Source organism: Bradyrhizobium sp. USDA 4449, assembly GCF_054056275.1.
Genome location: NZ_JBSRYD010000001.1, coordinates 5,602,946 through 5,624,333, shown reverse-complemented (window position 1 = coordinate 5,624,333; position 21,388 = coordinate 5,602,946). Strand labels below are relative to the sequence as shown.

Annotated in this window: 15 protein-coding genes; 5 read left to right on the top strand and 10 right to left on the bottom strand. The window is 64.4% G+C overall.

Annotated elements, in window-relative coordinates; all coding sequences use genetic code 11:
• Positions 1 to 13: 13 nt before the first annotated feature.
• From ACVIIW_RS26280 to ACVIIW_RS26255, 6 genes are all read right to left on the bottom strand, one after another.
• The gene (locus ACVIIW_RS26280) at positions 14 to 1,249 is read right to left on the bottom strand and encodes an ABC transporter substrate-binding protein (protein ID WP_456703396.1); all 1,236 of its coding nucleotides are present in this window, start codon (positions 1,247 to 1,249) and stop codon (positions 14 to 16) included.
• A gap of 279 nt (positions 1,250 to 1,528) precedes the next feature.
• Positions 1,529 to 2,410 (bottom strand): NAD(P)-dependent oxidoreductase, encoded by an 882-nt coding sequence (locus tag ACVIIW_RS26275; protein WP_456703395.1) that lies wholly within the window; start codon positions 2,408 to 2,410, stop codon positions 1,529 to 1,531.
• A gap of 2 nt (positions 2,411 to 2,412) precedes the next feature.
• Positions 2,413 to 3,544 (bottom strand): peptide chain release factor 2 gene (gene prfB / locus ACVIIW_RS26270; protein WP_456703394.1). Its coding sequence is split into 2 segments (ribosomal slippage): positions 2,413 to 3,474 and positions 3,476 to 3,544, totalling 1,131 coding nucleotides; the frame shifts between segments, so codons are not numbered across the junction.
• A gap of 112 nt (positions 3,545 to 3,656) precedes the next feature.
• Complete coding sequence (locus tag ACVIIW_RS26265) at positions 3,657 to 6,164, bottom strand: penicillin-binding protein 1A (protein WP_456703393.1); 2,508 nt, start codon at positions 6,162 to 6,164, stop codon at positions 3,657 to 3,659.
• Positions 6,165 to 6,385: 221 nt separating this feature from the next.
• On the bottom strand, positions 6,386 to 7,684 hold the full coding sequence (locus tag ACVIIW_RS26260; RefSeq protein WP_456703392.1) for an N-acetylmuramoyl-L-alanine amidase: 1,299 nt from the start codon (positions 7,682 to 7,684) through the stop codon (positions 6,386 to 6,388).
• 613 nt (positions 7,685 to 8,297) lie between these two features.
• The gene (locus ACVIIW_RS26255) at positions 8,298 to 9,092 is read right to left on the bottom strand and encodes a hypothetical protein (RefSeq protein ID WP_456703391.1); all 795 of its coding nucleotides are present in this window, start codon (positions 9,090 to 9,092) and stop codon (positions 8,298 to 8,300) included.
• 30 nt (positions 9,093 to 9,122) lie between these two features.
• Here ACVIIW_RS26255 and ACVIIW_RS26250 point away from each other — a divergent pair, with 30 nt between their 5' ends.
• Complete coding sequence (locus ACVIIW_RS26250; RefSeq protein WP_456703390.1) at positions 9,123 to 11,522, top strand: Rne/Rng family ribonuclease; 2,400 nt, start codon at positions 9,123 to 9,125, stop codon at positions 11,520 to 11,522.
• Between the two features lie 51 nt (positions 11,523 to 11,573).
• On the opposite strand, the gene ACVIIW_RS26245 is transcribed toward ACVIIW_RS26250, so the two are convergent.
• Positions 11,574 to 12,272 carry a helix-turn-helix domain-containing protein gene (locus tag ACVIIW_RS26245; RefSeq protein WP_456703389.1) on the bottom strand — a complete coding sequence of 233 codons (699 nt, stop codon included), beginning with the start codon at positions 12,270 to 12,272 and terminating at the stop codon, positions 11,574 to 11,576.
• 211 nt (positions 12,273 to 12,483) lie between these two features.
• Here ACVIIW_RS26245 and ACVIIW_RS26240 point away from each other — a divergent pair, with 211 nt between their 5' ends.
• From ACVIIW_RS26240 to ACVIIW_RS26230, 3 genes are read left to right on the top strand one after another with little or no spacing between them, the layout of a single operon-like run.
• Positions 12,484 to 13,980, top strand: a complete 1,497-nt coding sequence (locus ACVIIW_RS26240; RefSeq protein ID WP_456705275.1) for an amidase — start codon at positions 12,484 to 12,486, stop codon at positions 13,978 to 13,980.
• Between the two features lie 50 nt (positions 13,981 to 14,030).
• Complete coding sequence (locus ACVIIW_RS26235; protein WP_456703388.1) at positions 14,031 to 15,245, top strand: MFS transporter; 1,215 nt, start codon at positions 14,031 to 14,033, stop codon at positions 15,243 to 15,245.
• Between the two features lie 16 nt (positions 15,246 to 15,261).
• Positions 15,262 to 16,494, top strand: a complete 1,233-nt coding sequence (locus ACVIIW_RS26230) for an NAD(P)/FAD-dependent oxidoreductase (RefSeq protein WP_456703387.1) — start codon at positions 15,262 to 15,264, stop codon at positions 16,492 to 16,494.
• A gap of 12 nt (positions 16,495 to 16,506) precedes the next feature.
• On the opposite strand, the gene ACVIIW_RS26225 is transcribed toward ACVIIW_RS26230, so the two are convergent.
• The 3 genes from ACVIIW_RS26225 to ACVIIW_RS26215 all read right to left on the bottom strand — a co-directional run bounded on the left by ACVIIW_RS26225 (position 16,507) and on the right by ACVIIW_RS26215 (position 19,766).
• A complete protein-coding gene (locus tag ACVIIW_RS26225; RefSeq protein WP_456703386.1) occupies positions 16,507 to 17,847 on the bottom strand; it encodes a dicarboxylate/amino acid:cation symporter in 1,341 nt (446 codons plus the stop codon).
• A gap of 86 nt (positions 17,848 to 17,933) precedes the next feature.
• Positions 17,934 to 18,491, bottom strand: a complete 558-nt coding sequence (locus ACVIIW_RS26220) for a biotin transporter BioY (RefSeq protein ID WP_456705274.1) — start codon at positions 18,489 to 18,491, stop codon at positions 17,934 to 17,936.
• Positions 18,492 to 18,578: 87 nt separating this feature from the next.
• Complete coding sequence (locus ACVIIW_RS26215) at positions 18,579 to 19,766, bottom strand: pyridoxal phosphate-dependent aminotransferase (RefSeq protein ID WP_456703385.1); 1,188 nt, start codon at positions 19,764 to 19,766, stop codon at positions 18,579 to 18,581.
• A 176-nt stretch (positions 19,767 to 19,942) separates the two neighbouring features.
• Between ACVIIW_RS26215 and ACVIIW_RS26210 the strand changes: the two genes are divergently transcribed.
• Positions 19,943 to 21,337, top strand: coding sequence for a M48 family metalloprotease (locus ACVIIW_RS26210; RefSeq protein ID WP_456703384.1), 1,395 nt, complete (start codon positions 19,943 to 19,945; stop codon positions 21,335 to 21,337).
• Positions 21,338 to 21,388 lie beyond the last annotated feature (51 nt).

Genomic DNA, 21,388 nt, shown 5'->3' with positions numbered 1-21,388 from the left:
CCTACAGCTCTGATTACTGGCCGCGCTCGTGGCCGACCTCGCCGGTGATGACGTCGCCGAACAGCTCCCAGGCCTGCCCGTTGAAGCGCATCAGCTGCATCTGCTCGATCGGGAAATAATCGTCCGGCGAAGTATTGACGCTGATGCCGGGCAACATCAGATCGGTGTGGAAATCCTTCAGGTTCGCGGCCTGCTTCATCACGTTGTCGCGCGTGAGATTGTCGCCGCACTGCTTCAGGACCTGCGCCATCGCCTCAGCCTCGACGTAGCCATAGAGATTGTTGGCGTTGGCCTTGTCGCCCTCAGGGTAATACTTGTCCATGAAGGCGCGCCACGCGATCACCGCCGGATCCTTGTCCCAGGTCGGATCGGTCGGGTCCTTCAGGTACGCGGTCGAGATGATGCCTTTGGAATAGTCCAGCCCGGCTGGCTTGAGCACCGAGGCGATCGACGTGGCGGTGTTGGCCAAAAAGAACTTCGGTTTCCAGCCGAGCTCGCCGACTTTACGGATCGCCTGTGCCGACCCCTTCGGCGCGGCCCACGAGAAGAAGATGTCGGCGCCGGAATCGTGCAGGGCCACGATCTGCGAGTCGATCGAGGGATCGGCGACCTCATAGGATTTGTCCGCGATGATCATATTGGCCTTGTCGCCGAGGCCGTCCTTCAGGCCTTTGAACTGGTCCTTGCCGGCATCGTCGTTCTGCCAGAACACTGCGATCTTGCTGTCAGGGAAATTGTCCCTGATGTATTTGGCGTAGATTCGCCCCTCGCTCTGGTAGTTGGGCTGGAAGCCCATGGTCCACGGAAAATTCTTGGGGTCGCCGAACTTGGTGCCGCCCGAGGCGACGAACAGCTGCGGCACCTTCTTGGCGTTCATGTATTTCATGATCGCGGAATTCGAGGGCGTGCCGAGCGCCTGAAAGATCAGCAGCACCTCGTCGCTCTCGACCAGCTTGCGCGCCTGCTCGATCGCCTTCGGCGGTGAATAGGCGTCGTCATAGCTGATGAAGTTGATCTTGCGGCCGTTGATGCCGCCCTGATCGTTGATCATCTTGAAGAACGCCGCCTCGGTCTTGCCGATCACGCCATAGGACGACGCCGGCCCGCTATAGGGCATGATGTTGCCGATCTTGATTTCGCTGTCGCTGGCGCCGGGATCGTATTTTTTCTGCGCCAGGGCCGGTACCGTGACCAGCGCTCCGGCAGCAAGCATGGCGAGGGCAGCGAGGCTTTTGCGACGACCCGGCATTGGTCTCTCCCCAATTTTCTATCGTTGTTTTGGGAGAGTGTCGCAAGGCGATCGGCGACTGGCAAGCGGCAGGATTTTCCGCAGCATGAAACGCGAGAGCCGGAATTTACTCGACGCGCGGCCCGATTACGAGGAACGGCTTCCAGCCGCTACAAGTCTGCTCAAGAGGATCGGCGTACGCGGGCATCCCCCACGATATCGGCCACAACGGTCGCCGCGACAGCCACGAGGGCAATGCCGAGACAGCGTTCCGATCGAGGCTGCCCTGCTCAATTCCAGTTAAGACGGCTTCTTCGGCCGCGACACCAGCTCGATCATCTTGCCTTCATCCTCGTCGGGCATCACAGCCTTCGCTTGTGCGTAAGCCTCGACGGCGGCGCGGGCAACCAACGGCTTGTCCGCGAGCAGGGTCTCGGCGAGCTTCACGGCGTAGGCGGCATCCTTGTGCCGCAGCGCGGCGGTGAAGGTCGCGCCGCCGAAGTCGCGGGCGACCATGCGCTTGGAATGGCGCTGCACCTGCGGGCTCGCGGCAACCCCTGCCTGGATGGAGTCGAGCACCAGCTTCATGTCGAGCCCGGCCTGTTCGGCAATCGCAAGGCCCTCGGCCAGACCGGCGATCTGGATCGCGCCCATGAGATTGTTGATGAGCTTGTAGACCGTGCCGGAGCCGACCGCGCCGAAATGGCGGATCGTCGAGCCGATCGGTTCGAGGAACGGGCGCGCGCGTTCGAGGTCGGCGGCATCCGCGCCAACCAGCAGCGTCAGCTTTCCGCTCGCGGCCGCATCCGGCAATCCCGTCACGGGGCAATCGATGTAGATCAGGCCACGCGCATTGAGTTCGCGGCTCATCTCGCGCGCATGGTCATAGGAAACCGTGGAGCATTCGATGGCGATGGTGCCTGATTTGGCCGTCTTCGCCGCGCCATCAGGCCCGAGCCAGACCGCGCGCGAAGCCTCGTCGTCGGCAACCATGGTCACGACAGCGTCGGCATCGATCGCGGCGTCCTCAGGCGAGGTCGCCCATGTCGCGCCGCGTGCGACCAGGTCTTCTGCTTTTGACTTGCTGCGATTCCACAGCGTCACCGTCAAGCCCGCATCGAGATAGCGGCCCGCCATGCCATGACCCATCCGCCCCAATCCGATGAAGGCGATCCGGGGCATGGTCAGTCCACATCCTCGATATCGGCGCCGGTGGTGCCGAAGGCGCGTTGCGCCAGGGTCGCGGCCATGAATTCGTCGAGCTCGCCGTTGAGCACGCCTGATGTGTCAGAGGTCTGCACGCCCGTGCGCAGATCCTTCACCATCTGATAGGGCTGGAGCACGTAGGAGCGGATCTGGTGGCCCCAGCCGATATCGGTCTTGGCGGCCTGGTCGGCGGCGGCCTTCTCCTCGCGCTTTTTCAGCTCGATCTCGTAAAGGCGCGCGCGCAGCATGTCCCAGGCCTGCGCCCGGTTCTTGTGCTGGGAGCGTCCGGCCTGACAGACCACTGCAACGCCGGTCGGGATATGCGTCAGCCGCACTGCGGATTCGGTCTTGTTGACGTGCTGGCCGCCCGCGCCGCCCGACCGCATGGTGTCGGTGCGGACGTCGGATTCCTTGATGTCGATCTTGATGCTGTCGTCGATGACCGGAAACACCTGCACGCTCGAGAACGAGGTGTGCCGCCGCGCGTTGGAATCGAACGGCGAGATGCGCACGAGGCGATGCACGCCCGCTTCCGTCTTCAGCCAACCATAGGCATTGTGGCCGGAGACCTGGATGGTCGCGGATTTGATGCCGGCCTCTTCGCCCTCGGATTCTTCGAGGAATTCGACCTTGAAGCCGTGGGTCTCCGCCCAGCGCGTGTACATGCGCAAGAGCATCTGCGCCCAGTCCTGGCTCTCGGTTCCACCGGCGCCGGCATGGACTTCGAGATAGGAATCGAAGCGATCGGCTTCGCCCGACAGCAGCGCCTCAAGCTCGCGGCGGGCCACTTCCTTCTTGAGGTTCTTGAGCGCGGCTTCCGCTTCAGCCACGACGCCGGCATCGCCCTCGGCCTCGCCGAGCTCGATCATGCCGATATCATCTTCGAGCTGCTGCTCGACCTTGCCGATGCCCGAGAGCGAGTCCTCAAGCGAGGTGCGCTCCTGCATCAGCTTCTGGGCTTTCTGCGGATCATTCCAGAGATTGGGATCTTCTGCGAGCTTGTTCAGCTCAGCGAGGCGCGCCGTCGATTTCTCGACGTCAAAGATGCCTCCTCAGCAGCCCGACTGACTGCTTGATCTCTTCTACCAACCGTTCGATTTCGGCGCGCATATCGTTCTCAGCTCTCGCGGAATCCCGCGTACAATTCAGATGGGGGATGTAGCGGCGGCGGCTGCAAAGCGCAACCGCCGGAACTCAAAGCCGGTGCTCTTATCCTAGGCCCCTAGTAGAGCCCGCCGGTACCCGGCCGCATGAAGAATCCGGAGTCCGGCGCCTGCTGTGGCGCTGGCACACCACCGCGTCCGTCGGCGTCGGCGACGCCGATGACAGAGTAGTTGTCCGGCGGCGCTGTGCCCGGCTTGAAAGCTTCCAGGATGGTTCCACCGGTTTCGCCGGGGCCGGCGCGCATGCCGGTCTTGGCGACGACGCGAACCAACTTGATGCCGGCCGGCACCTTGAAGGGAACGGCGGGCTTGTCGGCGAGCGCGAGCTTGAAGAAATCGCGCGCAATCGGGGCAGAGAGATGGCCGCCGGTGGCGGCATTGCCTCTGCCGAGAGAGCGCGGCTTGTCGTAGCCCATGTAAATCGCAACGGCGATATCAGGCGAGAACCCGACGAACCAGGCGTCCTTGGCCTCGTTCGTCGTACCGGTCTTGCCGGCAATCGGCTTGCCGACCTCCCTCACGACAGTTGCGGTACCGGCCTGGACCACGCCTTCCAGCAGCTCGGTGATCTGATACGCGGTCATGGAATCCAGCACCTGCTCACGGCGGTCGATCAGCTGCGGCTCGGGTTGGTTCTTCCAGCCGCCGGGCGCGTCGCAGCCGCGACATTCGCGCTGGTCGTGCTTGAAGATGGTGTGTCCGTAGCGGTCCTGGATCCGGTCGATCAAAGTCGGCTTCACCCGGCGCCCGCCATTGGCGAGCATCGAATAGGCCGTGACCATGCGCATCGCCGTCGTCTCACCGGCGCCGAGCGCATAGGAGAGATAGTTCGGTAATTCGTCGTAAACGCCGAAGCGGCGGGCGTATTCGCCGATCAGGGGCATGCCGATGTCTTGCGCAAGGCGCACCGTCACCGTGTTGCGCGACAACCTCAGCGCATTGCGCAAGGTCATCGGCCCCATATACTTGCCGGCATCAAAGTTTTCCGGACGCCATACTCCAGCGCCCTGGCCCTGGTCGATTTCGATCGGCGCGTCGAGCACCACGGTCGACGGCGTGTAGCCGTTGTCGAGCGCGGCCGAATAGACGATCGGCTTGAATGACGAACCCGGCTGCCGGTAGGCCTGCGTGGCACGGTTGAACTGGCTCTGGTCGAACGAGAAGCCGCCGACCATCGCGAGCACGCGGCCGGTCCACGGGTCCATCACCACCATCGCGCCCGAGACCTCGGGGATCTGGCGCAGACGGTATTGGCCTTCGACCGGCTGTCCCTCCTTCGTAAAGAGCGGATCCGCATAGATCACGTCGCCGGGCTGCAGCACCTGCGCGACCGAGCTGGGCGTCTTGCCCCTGGCGTTGCCCTGCGCCGCCTTCGCCCAGCGCACGCCATCAAGCGCGATGAGGCCGGTCTCGCGCTGCTTGCTGACCGCGCCGCCGAGCTCGCGATTCGGCTGGAAGCCAATGCGCGCCGACTGATCACTGGTCTCCAGCACCACCGCCATGCGCCACGGCGAAATGTCGGACAGCGATTTGATCTCGGCGAGCTTCACGCCCCAGTCGCCCGAAATATCGAGCTTGCTGATGGGCCCGCGATAGCCTTGCTGCTCGTCATAATTCACGAGGCCGGCAACCATGGTCTTGCGTGCCATGACCTGGATCTTCGGATCGAGCGTGGTGCGGACCGAGAGGCCTCCCTCGTACAGCTTCTTCTCGCCGTAGCGCTCGAAGATGTCGCGGCGGACTTCCTCGGCGAAATATTCGCCGGCGAAGGTGTGGGCGCCATTGCTACGGTTGGTAACGACCAGCGGCTCCTTGCGCGCCTTGTCGGCGTCGGCCTGCTTGATCCAGCCGTTCTCCTGAAGACGGTCGATCACGTAGTTGCGGCGCTCGATGGCGCGGTCGCGGTTGCGTACCGGATGCAGCGTCGCCGGCATCTTCGGCAGCGCCGCCAGATAAGCCGCTTCCGCCACGGTGAGCTCGTTCACCGATTTGTCGAAATAGACCAGCGAGGCGGCAGCGATGCCGTAGGCGCCGAGGCCGAGATAGATTTCGTTCAGATACAGCTCGAGAATCTTGTCCTTCGAATAGGTCTTCTCGATGCGCATCGCGAGCAAGGCTTCCTTGATCTTGCGCGAGAAGGAGACCTCGTTGGTCAGAAGGAAGTTCTTGGCGACCTGCTGGGTGATCGTGGAGGCACCCTGCGGGCGGCGGTTGGAACCGAAGTTCTGCAAGTAAAGCACGCCTGCACGCGCCATGCCGGTGTAGTCGATGCCACCATGCTCGTAGAAATTCTTGTCTTCGGCCGCGAGGAACGCGTTGATCACGAGCTTCGGCACGGCCTGGATGGGCAGGTAGAGCCGTCGTTCCTTGGCGTATTCGCCGAGCAACGAACCGTCGACCGCGTGCACGCGGGTCATCACCGGCGGCTCGTAATCCTGAAGCTGAGAGTAGTCGGGCAAGTCCTTGGAGAAATGCCAGATCAGGCCTGCCACGGCACCGACACCGACAAGGAACAGCACCGTTCCCGCAGCGAACAGGAAGCCCATGAACCGCACAAGCAAGCGCATTATGTGTTTATCCGTTCAATCCCAGGATCAGCCCAAAGCGCCCCAAACGGGCGCCGTCCTTACGTCGCGAATTCACCGGCCTACTCAATACCATCAATTGCCGGACCGAATGACGCTCGCCGAACGGGATCCTCGTCGATTCCGGAACCCCCTGCGCCGTTTTTTATAAGGCGTCCGCTGTGGCCAAACTAGGGCTTAACAGCGGAACCGATATGCCGTCCTTAATTGCTGGCCCCCGCTGTCGCTATCCTTTTGGCCAGGAACGTGTCGATCGCCTGCGCCATCGAGCCGACGGCCTTGGAGCGCCAGCCCTCTGACACGAGGTGCTCGAGGTCGCCCTTGTTGGACACGTAGCCGATCTCGACCAGCACCGAGGGCACATCCGGAGCCTTCAGCACCCGAAAGCCGGCCGACTTCAGGGGATGCTTGTGCATCCGCACCGTCGTCTTCATTTCGCCCATCAGGAGATGGGCAAAACGGTTTGAAAAGGTGCGGGTTTCCCGTTGCGTGAGGTCGATGAGGATGTCGGCAACGTCGGTCGGCTCTTCCGCAAGGTTGAAGCCGGCGATCGCATCGGCACGGTTTTCGGCATCGGCAAGGCGCTGGGCCTCGGCGTCGGATGCCTTGTCCGACAGCGTATAGATCGTGGCCCCCTGCGCGTCACCCTCGGCCTTCGGCAGCGCGTCGGCATGAATCGAGACGAACAGCGCGGCATTCAAATTGCGGGCGACCTTGGACCGGTCGTTGAGCGGGATGAATGTATCGTCGTCCCGCGTCATCACCACGCGGTATTTACCCGACTTTTCCAAGCGGTCGCGCAGCGCCAGGCCGAACGCCAACACCAGGTTCTTCTCGCTCTCGCCGCTCGACTGGGTCCCGTTGTCGATGCCGCCATGGCCGGGGTCGATCACGACGACCGGCCGGCCGTCGGAAGGCGCTCCCGGCTTGTGCTGCGCCGGATCCGGCGAGGCAGGAGCCGTTGCCGGCGGCGCGGCTGACATCGTCGGCCGCAACTCGGGGCGATTCTCCGCGGCGGGTGTCTGCACGAAGGCCGCGCGATCGACCTCCTCCAGCTCCAGCACCAACCGGGCCGGCTGGCCATTGGCCGCCTCGAGCACGTAGGAATTGGTGATCTTGGCGGGCCCGGTCAGGTCGAACACGATTCGCGAGCCTCCGGGCATCACGAGCCCATAGCGAAAGGCCTTGACGAGTCCTCGGCCGGCCCCCGTGCCGGGAGCCAACTGAAAATTCACCTGGGGAACGTCGACCACCACCCGGTAGGGATCGGCGAGCGTCGTGGCGCGGAAGCTGATGGTCTGGTCGAGGTCGAGAATGAAACGCGTTTGCTTCCCGTCGCCGGCCAGGCGCGCCGCTGTCGCGACAGGAAAATTCGCAGCCGCGACGGGGGCTTGCGCAGGGCTCTCCGCCGCGCTCAGTCCCGAGTATGCGGCATACGGCAATGCTGCGGCGCAAAGCAGCGCAAATCCCAGCAAAACCCGTTGATTTGTGCGGCTCGCCACCGAATCCGTGCCTCCGAGCAGCCTCTTTAACGCAATAGAACCACAGGGTTAATCGATCCTTAATAACGGAAGCGCGAAACTCCCTGACTGTGACCGGTGTGCGACGCTCCCTTGCATGGATGTCCCATTCCTCGTATGTACGGAATGCTGACGGCCAATAATTTCCGGTTGTGTCGCATTCAGCCTCCCGGTGCAGCGCCGGAGCTCCCAAGATTCGGGAATTCCAGCGTTTTCTGTTCTCCTCTAAGACCAGCGCAGTGCGCGGCAACGAGGTGGAACGGGGCAAGCCCCGGCGGCGGACGGTTTCCGGTTACCACAGTGTTTCCGGGACGGTTTCGACAGCGACGCGACCGGTTACCCGGTCCCTTAATCCCGAGGGGGCGGTTCTTGATCCAGGGCGAGCGCGCACGCGCCATGCCTGGCCAGCAGCAACTGATTAAGGGGCGGCCCCTCCGCCCAATGTTTCATACGGGCCGACGCTTGATGCGCCAGACTGTGCCGACGAATTCTGAAGGACCATTCGCGACGCTGCGGAATAAAAATCCCGCGCGCCGCTGCGGTCCTCCGGCTTCCGATTCGGCAAGGCGCGAGAGACGGCGTTTCTGCCTTCCCCTCACCCCCGAATCAGGTGGACCGTCGCGTCACCCGGCAGCGCTCTTCGCGCCCACGGTCGATCGCGCCCGCCGCCGCCAAGAGTTAAGACATGCCCAACAAGATGTTGATCGATGCCACCCACCCGGAAGAGACCCGGGTCGTCGTGGTCCGCGGCAATCGCGTCGAAGAGTTTGACTTCGAGACCGCGCAACGCAAGCAACTGCGCGGGAATATCTACCTCGCCAAGGTCACAAGGGTCGAACCCTCGCTCCAAGCCGCCTTCGTTGAATATGGCGGCAATCGCCACGGCTTCCTCGCCTTCAGCGAAATCCATCCCGATTATTACCAGATTCCGGTTGCCGACCGTCAGGCGCTGATCGAGGCCGAGGAACAGGCCCATCGCGAGGCCGAGGAAGAGAGCGAAAACCGCTCCCACGGCCGTCGCCGCTCGCGTCACCGCAATGCCCGCCGCCGTGGTCATGGCGAGCGCGTCCGCAGCGACCTCGTCGAGGGTCTTGGCGCGGGCGCCGATCCGCTCGCCCAGCCGACGGAGGCCCAGGCGGAAGGCCAAGCCCGGCCGGAGGACACGGTCGGCGCTCCACAGGAGGGTGAGCACCTGCACGCCGATGCAGAGCATCACGGCGAGCACGAGGGTCACGACCACGATCATCAAGACCATGATCACAGCGATCACGGGCATGACGATCATGAGCACGATGATCACGAGCATGATGAGCACCATCACGCGCACGATCATGACGACAATGGTCATGACCACGACCACGATAGCGATCACCACGACCACGATCATCATGCGGACGAGACGCCCGCCCCTGTCGCGGCTGTGGGCGCCGACCCCGCGGTTGCGGCCGAGACCGTCACTGAACCTCAGGAACCCTCCGCTTTCGAAGCGCATCCCGAGACGTTTGCCGAGGCCGTGACATCGGTCAGGGAACCGGCCGATGCCGTTTACGCCGCCGGCGAGATCACCGACGCGCCGCACGGCGAGGCTGCGGACGCAGCCGGGGAAGACGACGAGGACGAAGAAGACGGCGAGGAAGCTGAAGAGGAAGTCGTCGAATCCGTGGGTGGCGACGACGTGCTCGAGGAAGTGCCGGAGCGCACCTTCCGTCCGCGCCGCCAGTACAAGATCCAGGAAGTCATCAAGCGGCGCCAGGTGATGCTGGTGCAGGTCGTCAAGGAAGAGCGCGGCAACAAGGGCGCTGCGCTGACGACCTATCTGTCGCTTGCCGGCCGCTATGCCGTGTTGATGCCGAACACCGCCCGCGGTGGCGGCATCAGCCGCAAGATCACCTCGGCCCAGGATCGTTCGCGCCTGAAGGAAGTCGTGCAGGACCTCGACGTGCCCGAGGGCATGGGCATCATCCTGCGCACTGCTGGGGCCGCCCGCACCAAGCCCGAGATCAAGCGCGACTTCGAGTACCTGATCCGGATGTGGGAGACGGTGCGCGACCTGACGCTGAAGTCGCAGGCCCCGACGCTCGTCTACGAGGAAGGCTCGTTGATCAAGCGCTCGCTGCGCGACCTTTACAACAAGGAGATCGACGAAATTCAGGTCGCCGGTGACTCCGGCTACCGCGAAGCCCGCGACTTCATGAAGATGCTGATGCCCGCCAATGTCAGCGCGGTGAAGCAGTATCGGGACGGTCAGCCGCTGTTTTCACGCATGGGCGTCGAGAGCCAGCTCGATGCGATGTTCTCGCCGACCGTGCAGCTCCGCTCCGGCGGCTACATCGTGATCAACCAGACCGAGGCGCTGGTCTCGATCGACGTCAACTCCGGCCGGTCGACGCGCGAGCACCATATCGAGGACACCGCGCTCAAGACCAACCTGGAAGCGGCCGAAGAGGTCGCCCGCCAGCTTCGCCTGCGCGACCTCGCCGGCCTGATCGTCATCGACTTCATCGACATGGACGAGAAGCGCAACAACCGTGCGGTCGAGCGCAAGTTGTCCGATTGCCTAAGGCAGGATCGCGCGCGCATCCAGGTCGGCCGCATCTCGCATTTCGGCCTGTTGGAAATGTCGCGCCAGCGCATCCGCGCCAGCGTGCTGGAGAGCTCGACCGATCCCTGCCCGCATTGCGGCGGCACCGGCCATGTCCGCTCGGTGTCCTCGGTGGCGTTGCAATTGCTGCGCGGCCTGGAAGAGATCCTGATGAAGGGCGCGACCCACAATCTCGTGGTCCGCACCCGCACCGACGTCGCGCTCTATGTGCTGAACCACAAGCGTGGCCATCTGCGCGACCTCGAGAACGGCTTCAAGGTCACGCTGTCTGTCATCGCCGACCCCAGCGTCAGCGGACCGCAGGCCTATCTGATCGACCGTGGCGAGCAAGTACATACGCTCGAGGCCGCTAAGGCGCTGCTCGCGGCCCAGGTCGCCGCAAGCCCGCCGCCGTTGGCCGAAGAGGCCTATGACGATGACGACGGCTTTGACCTGGAGACCGAATCCGAGGTCGAGACCGAGGAGACGGAAGGTCTCGCCGAGGAGCAGGCCGCAGGCGATGGGTCGCCCGAGCAGGACGGTCATCGCCGCAAGCGTCGCCGCCGTCGGCGCGGTCGCGGCGGCCAGCGCGACGGCGAGGCGCGCGAAGATGGCGCTCCCGTTTCGCCTGAAGCGGCCGTAGCGGCCGGTGAAGGCGAAGAGGAAGCCGACACCGAGCAGGACGGTGAGGAAGGCGAGGAACAGGCCGCCCGTGGCGAGCAGCAGGGCAGCGGCGATCGCCGTCGCCGGCGTGGTCGCAGGGGTGGACGTCGTCGTCGTGGCGGTGCCGAGGATGGTCTCGCCGGCTCCATCGGCGACGAGCTCGGCGGCAATCCGCCGTCGGAAGCGGCCGACGCGGTGGCCGATTTCGACGGTGCCGGCAGCGAGACCGCTCCGTCCATTGCGCATTCGGAGCACATCGCCCCGGTTGAAACGTCTCAGCCCGAGCCCCAGTCCCATCAGGCGCCGGTTGAAACGCCGGTCCAGTCAGCGCCACCGGCTGCTATCGCCGAAGAAGAGCCCGCAGTGGACGACAAGACCACGCGGCGCCGCTCCACCGTTCGTGAGAAGGTGAGCTTCCCGTCGAGCAGCCCGAGCGAGCCGGCAACGCCGATTGCGACGGCGCCGGAGCCGGTTGCGCCGCCCGCGCCTGAGCCGACGCCGGAAGCGGCAGCCGAACCGCCGGCGGCCCCGCGGCGCGCCGGCTGGTGGTCGCGCCGCTTTGGCGGCGGCGAATAGAGCAACCCGCCAAATAAAAAAACGCCCGGCCAAAGCCGGGCGTTTTTCCTTTCATGCCTCACCGGAACGTTGCGGCGGCAGTTCGTCCTCACCGAGCGGCGCCACGTCGCGCGATGCGATCTGGCGAAGCTGATCGTAAAGATCGGGCGCCTCGCTGGTGCAGAGACAAACGCCCTTGGCGGATGCCGCCTCGCCGGCGTTGAGGTAGGCATGGCCCATGGTGCTGTCGAGATAGATGCCGTCACCCTCGTCCAGGATCTCCGGCGCGTAGAACTCGGTGTGCACAGCGACGCGCCCGCTCGTCACCAGAAAATACTCTTCGCCGGCATGACACAGCAACGGACCGAACTCGTCCAGCGAACGCGCGCGGACCTCGGCCACGATCGGCACCATGCGCTTGCCGATCAGGTCGGTGCATTGATAAGTGTAGGTGTAGAACTTCGTATTGATCAGCTGCCCCTGCCCGGCCCGGCTGATGCTCCGCCGCGCGGTGACCGGCCGGCCCTGCACAGGTGCTCCGACCGCCGGATTGAACAGCTCCGCAATCTCCATCTTCAGGCCGGAGGTGAGCTGAAGCAGCTTGTCATAGGTCAGCGACATCAGGCCATTCTCGACCTTGGACAGGGTCGACAGCGCCATGCCGGTCCGCTCGGCGACCTGCTTGAGCGTCAGGCCACGCGCCTGGCGCGCCGCCTTGAGACACTGGCCGAGCTGGGAATTGGCACCTTCGGGCGTCGTAATCTCGCTCATGCAGCAATCCTAGCACGCTGCCGGGAAAAAATATTGGCTGATCCATCTAATCTCTTTTGGCGCAAATGCTCCCGGGAAGCCTCTTCTAGGTACCGTCTCGGGCATCGATTCCGGGATTTGTGCAAGAATTAGCCGGCTTTGACGAACATTGGTGCGCCCCACGCACTTTCCGATATGCTAAACCGTTTTCACAATTTGAAAGGGCTTGGCATTGTCCCAACTTTGCGACACGAGTGCCGTTGAGCTGCGCCGCCTGCTGGCCGCGCGGACAATCTCGCCCGTCGAGCTGCTCGACTCCTGCCTGTCCCGCATCGCCACCACCAACGCGGCCGTCAACGCGGTCGTGACGCTCGATGAGCCCGGCGCGCGCGCCGCCGCAAAGGCAGCTGAGGCCGCGATCCTGCGCGGTGAGGATGGTGGCGCGCTGCACGGGCTCCCCGTCCTGATCAAGGACACGCAGGACACCGCCGGGATGCGCTCGACCTACGGCAGTCCCCTGTTGAGCGACAATGTCCCGGCCGCCGACCAGGGCTCGGTCGCCCGGCTGCGTGCCGCGGGCGCCATCATCTTCGGCAAGACCAACACGCCGGAATGGGCGGCGGGCGGCAACACGCGCAATCCCGTTTTCGGCGCGACCGGCAATCCGTTCGATCCCATGCGCTCGGCGGCCGGTTCCTCCGGCGGATCGGCGGTCGCGCTCGCCTGTGGCATGGCTCCGCTTGCCTCGGGCTCCGACACGGGCGGATCCCTGCGCAATCCCGCGGGCTATGCCGGCATCGTCGGCATGCGTCCTTCCTACGGCCTCGTGGCGAGCGAGAAGCGGGCCTTCGGCTGGTCCAATCTGTCGACCGATGGACCGATGGCACGCAACGTCGCTGATGCCGCGCTGATGCTGTCGGTGTTGGCGAGCGACGATGCCCGCGATCCGCTCGCCTACACGCTTCCCGGCGAGCCCTTGCGCGGACGCGCCGAACGCTGGGCCGCGCCACGTGCCGCAGAGCTCGGCAAGCTCCGCCTCGCCTTCACCGAAGACTTCGGCTTCGCGCCGACCGAGCAGGCGATCCGCCGTGTGTTTCGCGCGCGCGTGAGCAAGCTCGCACCGCTGTTTGCCGAATGTCGCGAGGCGACGCCCGATTGCACCGGGGCGGACGATGCCTTCGCCGTGCTGCGCGCCGGCCTGTTCCTGGCTATGCATGGCGAGAATTACCAAGAGCGGCCCGAGATGCTCGGCCCCAATGTCCGCGCCAATGTCAGGGAAGGCCTGAGTTACACGCTCGAAGATCACGGGCGCGCCGCGACCACGCAGACGCGGATCTATCGCGCCTTTCAGAGCTTCTTCCAAGACCACGACGTGTTGATCAGCCCGACCATCACGCTCAGCCCGCGGCCATGGTCGGAGCTCTATCCCGCCGAGATCGACGGGACGCCGACGCAATCCTACTTCCACTGGCTCGCGCTCGCCTACGCCGTGACGCTCCCCGGCCACCCCGCGATCAGCATCCCACTCGGCCGTGACGAGGCCGGCCTGCCTTTCGGCCTTCAGATCGTCGGCCCGCGCGGCGGCGATGCGATCGTGCTCTCGGTCGCCGCGAGCATCGAGGCTGCGTTCACAAGCGATCCACAGATGTGTCGGCCTGTTCCCGACCTCGCACGGCTCGCGGCCGCGCCGCCGCTGTCCTCGACGCCGGGCTTCCTCACCTGGGACTAGATCAAACAAGTAGCCATCACCGCCGGGGCGCCGGCATCGCGGAGATCAGCATGGCCGAATCGTCGAACCGCAGGACTGGCATGGTCGCCTTCGTCCTGCTCTATCTCGCCTACTGCATCTCCTACATCGACCGCGCCGCAATCTCGCTGGCGCTGGCGCAGATCGGCAAGGACTTCAATCTGCAGGCTGCCGACCTCGGCATCGTCATCAGCGCGTTCTTCTTGGGCTATGCCGCGATGCAGGTGCCGGGCGGATGGCTCTCCGACCGCTTCGGCTCGAAATACGTTGTCATCGTCACCATCGTGATGTGGTCGCTGTTCACGTCGTTTACGAGCCTCGCCTGGTCGCTGACCTCGCTGATCGCGATCCGCTTCATCTTCGGCATCGCCGAGGGCGGCTTTCCGCCGGCGAGCATCCGCGCCATAGCGGAGCTGTTCAAAAAGGACAGCCGGCCCAAAATGTCGGCCCTGCTGCTGTCGTCGAACTATGCCGGCAGCATGGTCGCGCCGCTGATCATGGCGCCGCTGATCCTCTGGATGGGCTGGCGTCATGCCTTCAATGCGATCGGCATCGCCGGTATCCTGTTTGCGCTGATTTACTTCGTCTCCGTGCCGCATCTCGCACGGATCGGCGTTGGACCCGTGACGGCAAAGCCGCGGGCGCCGATGCGCGAGCTGATGAAGAATCCGCTGCTCTGGCAGTTGATGGTGGTGTGGTTCGGGCTCAGCTGCGTCAACAAGGGCCTGGATTCCTGGATGCCGCTCTATCTGCTCCAGCAGCGCGGGCTCGACCTCAAGACGGTCGGCGTGGTGGCACCGATCCCCTTCATGATGGCGACATTCGCAACCGCAATCGGCGGCTGGGTGATGACCACCTTCTTTGCCGAGCGCGAAAAATATCTGCTTATCGGCAGCTCCGCATTTACAGGCATCTTCCTCTACGCGATGTACAAGGCCGAGACGATCACCGCATTGATCGTCTATCAATCGGTGGTCTACTTCTTCAAATCCTTTGTGCTCGCTTCGGTGATTGCGCTCCCGACCAAACTGCTACGTGACGACCAGATCGGATCGGGGATCGGCATGGTCAATCTCGGCGGCCAGAGTGCGGGCTTCGTTGCACCGGCCGCGATGGGCTTCATCGTGACCGGGACCGGATCGTTCGACGCGGCCTTCGGCTTCCTGGTCGCGATGACGGCGCTGTCCGTCCTCGTCGCAACGACCATCAACACGGCGCAGTCCAAGCTCACGTTAGAGCCGGCCTGACAGGAGAATTCTGCCGATGAAAAGCGCAATCATTCTCGGCGGCGGCATGGTGGGTGTCGGCGCCGCCTTGCATCTGAGGCAGCGTGGCTGGACGGTCACGCTGGTCGACCGCAGGGAGCCGGGCCGCGAAACCAGCTACGGTAATGCGGGGATGATCCAGGCCGAAGCCATGCGGCCGTACCCGATGCCGCGTGACCTTGCCACGCTCCTGAACATCGCGACCGGCCGCACCAACGACGTGCGCTACAGTTTGTCCTCTTTGCATCGTCACATCGAGCCGCTGCTCCGCTATTGGTGGCATTCGGCGCCGAAGCGGCATCGCGAAGCCATCGCGGCCTGGTCGCGCCTGATCGCTACTGCGACGCCCGAGCACGACGTGCTCATCCGCGAAGCCCATGCCGACAATCTGATCCGGCGTGCCGGCTATCGCGTGCTGCATCGCGACGCCACCTCCTTCGACCAGGCGATCAAGGCGGCGGAGGAAGACCGCCGCGAGTTCGGCGTGAATTTTCGCGTGCTCTCGGGCCGCGAGTTGACCAAGGCGGAGCCTATTTTGCGCGACGATCTTCCCGGCGCGATCCATTGGCTCGACACCTGGACCGTGTCCGATCCCGGTGCGCTCGTCACCGCATACGCCGACCTGTTCGAACGATCCGGCGGCAGCATCGTGCTCGGCGAGGCGCAGTCGCTGCAGCAGACGGCAACCGGATGGTCTGTCGACACCGACAGCGGCCGCCTCGATGCAGCCAACGCCGTCGTGACGCTCGGGCCGTGGTCGCCGGACCTCTTGCACAAGTTCGGCTACCGCATTCCGCTGGTGCGCAAGCGCGGCTACCACATGCACTACACCGGCGGCGCCTCGCTCGATCTGCCGCTGGTCGACAAGGGCCAGGGCTACGCCATGGGACCAATGGCCAAGGGCATCCGCATCACTACGGGCGCAGAGTTGACGGAACCGGATGCGTTGGCAACGCCGGTGCAGCTCACCAGCGCCGAAGCCTCCGCGCGCGAGCTGATCGATCTCGGCAAGCGCGCCGAACCGGAGCCATGGTTCGGCACCCGCCCCTGTACGCCCGACATGCTGCCCGTGCTCGGCCGCGCCTCGCGTCACCCCGGTCTCTGGGTGAACTTTGGCCACGGTCACCAGGGCTTCACGCTCGGCCCCGCCACCGGACGCCTGCTCGCGGAGATGATGAACGGCGAGACGCCGTCGATCGACCCCGCGCCGTACCGGCCGGAGCGGTTCTAGCTCGCACGCAGATCAGTCCGTCGTGACGGCGGTTTCCATGTCCGTCGGATCGATCTGCCGGCTCAGCCGCGCGTTGAGCTTGTCGCGATCGAGCTCGCCCTCCCACCAGGCGACGATCACGCAGGCCACCCCGTTGCCGCAGAGATTGGTCAACGCGCGGCACTCGCTCATGAACTTGTCGATGCCGAGCACGATCGCCATGCCGGGCACGAGGCGCGGATCGACCACGGCCAGCGTCGCCGCCAGCGTGATGAAGCCCGCACCGGTGATGCCCGAGGCTCCCTTCGAGGTCAGCATCGCCACGACCAGGATCGTGAGCTGCTGGCTGAAGGTGAGATCGTAGCCGAGCGCCTGCGCGATGAAGAGCGTCGCCAGCGTCATGTAGATGTTGGTGCCGTCGAGGTTGAACGAATAGCCCGTGGGCACCACGAGGCCGACCACCGATTTGGAGCAGCCGAGCCGTTCCAGCTTCTCCATCAAGGTCGGCAGCGCGCTTTCCGACGACGAGGTGCCGAGCACGATCAACAGCTCGTCCTTGATGTAGGCGAGGAATTTGAAGATCGAGAAACCGGCGAAGCGCGCGATGGTGCCGAGCACCACGACGATGAACAATGCCGCGGTCAGATAGAACGTCGCGATCAGGCCGATCAGATTGAGGATGGCACCTGTGCCGAACTTGCCGATCGTGAAGGCCATCGCACCAAACGCGCCGAGTGGCGCGGCGCGCATCACGATCGAGATCACGCCGAACACCGCATGCGCGGCGTCGTCGATGAAGCTGCGGATGACGTGGCCGCGCTCGCCGAGCCCCATGATGGCGAAGCCGAACAGTACCGAGAACAGCAGCACCTGGAGGATTTCGCCTTGGGCGAAAGCGCCGACCACGGTGTCGGGAATGATGTGCAAAATGAAGTCGACGCTCTTCTGGCCCTCGGCCTGCTTGGCATAGCCGGCGACGGCCTGCGCGTTGGCGGCGGCATTGCCGAAGCCTGCACCCGGCTTCACCACGTTGCCGATGATGAGGCCGATGATGAGCGCGAAAGTGGAGACGATTTCGAAATAGACCAGCGCCTTGACGCCGATGCGCCCGACCTTCTTGGCGTCCTGGATGTGCGCGATGCCGGAGACCACGGTGCAGAAGATGATCGGAGCGATCACCATCTTGATCAGCTTGATGAAGCCGTCGCCGAGCGCCTTGATCCAGTCGTTGGTCGCGACCGACGGCCAGAGCCAGCCGACGATCGCGCCGAGCACGATGGCAATCAGCACCTGGATGTAGAGAATTTTATACCACGGCTTGGCCGCAGCAGGTGCGGCGGGCGCGGCGGCCACCGTTGTCGTTGTCGTTGTCATTGTTTTTTTCCTCCCCCCTTAAAGCTCAGAGCCAGCCAAATTCAATTTGGCTGGCTCTGTCAATTGGAACATTCCGCGCGGTGAAATTAACCGCGACGATCAACGATCCGACGCCCCGCCGGCATAAGGGCCGCCCCGAGCACGTTCTTGATGACGGAGGCCAGGATGAAGGGCGCAACGCCGACCAGCCAGGCCTTTTCCGCACCAAGGTGGATGCCGCAAGCCAGCCAGACGAAACCGCCGATGAAAATAACGACGTGGCCGACTGCCATCGCCACAAACAGCAGCGCCACATTGCGATCCCAGCCTCGCTCGGCAAGCCAGCCGGTGATGAAGGCCGCAGCCACGAAGCCGAAGAGATAGCCGGCGGTCGGGCCAACCAGCGGCGCAATTCCACCAACCGGGCCGGCGAACACCGGCAATCCCATCGCGCCTTCGGCGAGATAGGCAATCATGGTTGCGCTGCCAAGGCGCCAGCCATAAGCCGCGCCGATGACCAGCACGACCAACGTCTGCAACGTCATCGGCACGTAAGGCAGCGGCAAATTCACCTTTGCTGATAGCGCCATCATTGCGGTACCAAGCGCAATCATCACGACAGCACGCAAGGCGCTGACAGCTTCTCCTGGCCGTGTTGGCCACATCATTGCGGCAAGAGGCGAATGCGTGGCGGCGGATTGGACGGTTCGGTCAGACAAGATGAACTCCGGAAGTGTCGCGAAAACTGCCGGCTATTTAAGCCAGTGAGCGATCCGGTCAACTGCCTCCCGCATCTCCGCGGCCGAGCGCGCATAGGAGAAACGGACGAAGGAGCGACCGTGGATTGGATCGAAATCGACCCCGGGCGTCGCCGCAACGTGGGCCTTCTCCAGCATCTCCTTGGCGAAATCGAAGCTGTCCGACGTGAAATCCGAGACGTCGGCATAGAGGTAGAATGCGCCATCCGCCGGCAGGAATTTGGCGAGGCCCGCCCTCGGCAATCCCTCGATCAGGATGCGCCGGTTTTCCTGATAGCCGTGCTTGATCTCTTCCATCTCGGCCGCACCGTCGAAGGCGGCCTCGGCCGCGATCTGCGACAGCGACGGCACCGAGATCGAGAGGTTCTGCTGCAGCCGCTCGATCGGACGCACCAGAATGTCAGGCACGACCATCCAGCCGACGCGCCAGCCCGTCATGCAAAAATATTTCGAGAACGAGTTGATCACGAGCGCATCCTTGGACAGTGCCGCTGCGGTCACTGCCGGAAACGCGTAATCGAGCCCGTGATAGATCTCGTCGGAGATGAAGCGGATGCCGGCATCCTCGGCGGCGGCGATGAGGCCGGCGAGCGCCTCCCGGGACATCATCGTTCCCGTCGGATTGGCGGGGCTGCCGACCAGCACGCCCTTCAGCGGCGCCTTGCGATGGGCAGCGAGCAGCGCCTCGCCAGTCAGCGCATGGCGTGTCTCGTCGGTGGTCTCGATCAGCACCGGCTCGCATCCGAGCGCGGTGAGGATGTGGCGGTACGGCGGATAGCCCGGCACCGTGACAGCGACGCGATCGCCGGGCTCGAACATCGACAGGAAGGCCAGGATGAAGCCGCCGGAAGAGCCGGTGGTCACCACGATCCTGTCGGGGCTCACGATGCAGCCATAGGCATCGCGATAATGCCGCGCGATGCGCTCGCGCAAGCTCGGGATGCCGAGCGCCGAGGTGTAGTCGATCCGCGCCGTTGCAAGCGCCGCCTGCGCGGCCGCAATCGCCGTCTTCGGAGCGCCCGCGGCGGGCTGGCCGACCTCCATGTGGATGACATGGCCGCCATCAGCCTCGATCCGCGCGGCAGCCGCCATCACGTCCATGACCATGAACGGGGGAACATCACTACGGCGGGACGGCTCGAGCCACTGCCCCGCCCGGTTCCTCAATGTCGCATCGTGCATCGGTTTCTGCTATTTCGCTGGCACACCGGTCCGTCCGGTCCGCAAAACAGGGCGCTTGCGCCCCAGACTAGCCGCATTATACGGCTCATAAGGGCATATCGCGTATCCGGTCCGCCGCCAATCGCCAAAACCCAGCATAAGACTGCATTCCAAGCCCGTTTGATCCAGACCGTTTGATGTTGCTCCAGATCGCATTGCGCAAGAAGGCCTCGGCGCTGACCGCCATTGTCACGGCAGCGGCCATGGTCCTGTCACCGTTCTCCGCGGCCCGGGCGCAAGAAGGCAAAGGCCCCCCGGTCCTGCGTGACACCGAAACCGAGCAGCTGTTGCGCGAATATACGCGCCCGATCCTGCGGGCTGCGGGTCTGGAGAAGCAGAACATCCAGATGGTGATCATCAACGACAGCTCGTTCAACGCGTTCGTCGCCGACGGCCGTCGCATCTTCGTCAATTACGGCGCGATCCTCCAGTCGGAGACCCCGAACCAGCTGATCGGCGTGCTCGCTCACGAGACCGGCCATCTGGCCGGCGGCCATCTGGCCAAGCTGCGCGAGCAGCTCGCCAGCGCCCAGACCCAGATGATCATCGCCATGCTGCTCGGCGCCGGCGCCATCGCGGCGGGTGCCAGCCGCGGCGGCAATAACGGCCTCGCCAATGCCGGCGCGGCAGCGATCGCCGGTCCGCAGGAGATGATCCGCCGTTCGCTGCTGTCCTACCAGCGCCAGCAGGAGGAGAACGCCGACCGCGCCGGCGTCAAATTCCTGACCGCCACCCAACAGTCGCCGAAGGGCATGTACGAGACCTTCAAGCGCTTCACCAGCGAGAGCCTGTTCGCCGCGCGCGGCGCCGATCCCTATCTGCAGTCGCACCCGATGCCCGCCGAGCGCGTCGCAGCGCTCCAGGAGTTCGCCAGCACCAGCCCCTATTGGGACAAGAAGGACGATCCCGCGCTTCAGCTTCGCCATGACATGGTGCGCGCCAAGATCTCGGCCTTCATGGAACGGCCCGAGACGGTCTACCGTCGCTATCCCCTCACCAATGACACCCTGCCGGCGCGCTATGCCCGGGCGATCAGCACCTATCTGCATGGCGATTTGCGCAGCGCGCTGGCCCAGGTCGACGCGCTGATCGCAGTGCAGCCGAACAACCCGTATTTCTACGAGGTCAAGGGCCAGGCCCTGCTGGAGAGCGGCAAGCCGGCCGATGCGATCGCCCCCCTGCGCAAGGCTGTCGCGCTCTCGAACAATGCGGCCCTCATCGAGATGTTACTTGGGCAGGCTCTGGTTGGAACCGATAATAAGGCCTACACGGACGATGCCATCAGGATTCTCCGTGCGGCGGTGGCGCGCGAGCCCGAGGCGCCGATCGGCTACACCCAGCTCGCGATGGCTTATGGCCGGAAGGGAGACTATGCCGAGGCGGATCTCGCCTCCGCCCAAGCCGCTTACCTGCGCGGCGACAACAAGACCGCTCGCGAGCTCGCCACGCGCGCGAAAACCCGTTTCGCCGTCGGCACGCCCGGATGGGTCAAGGCCGACGACATCGTGGCCTCGAAACCGCCGCGCAACTAGACGAGAGGCACCCATCACTGCCTGACACGACGACCGGCACTTGACGTCACG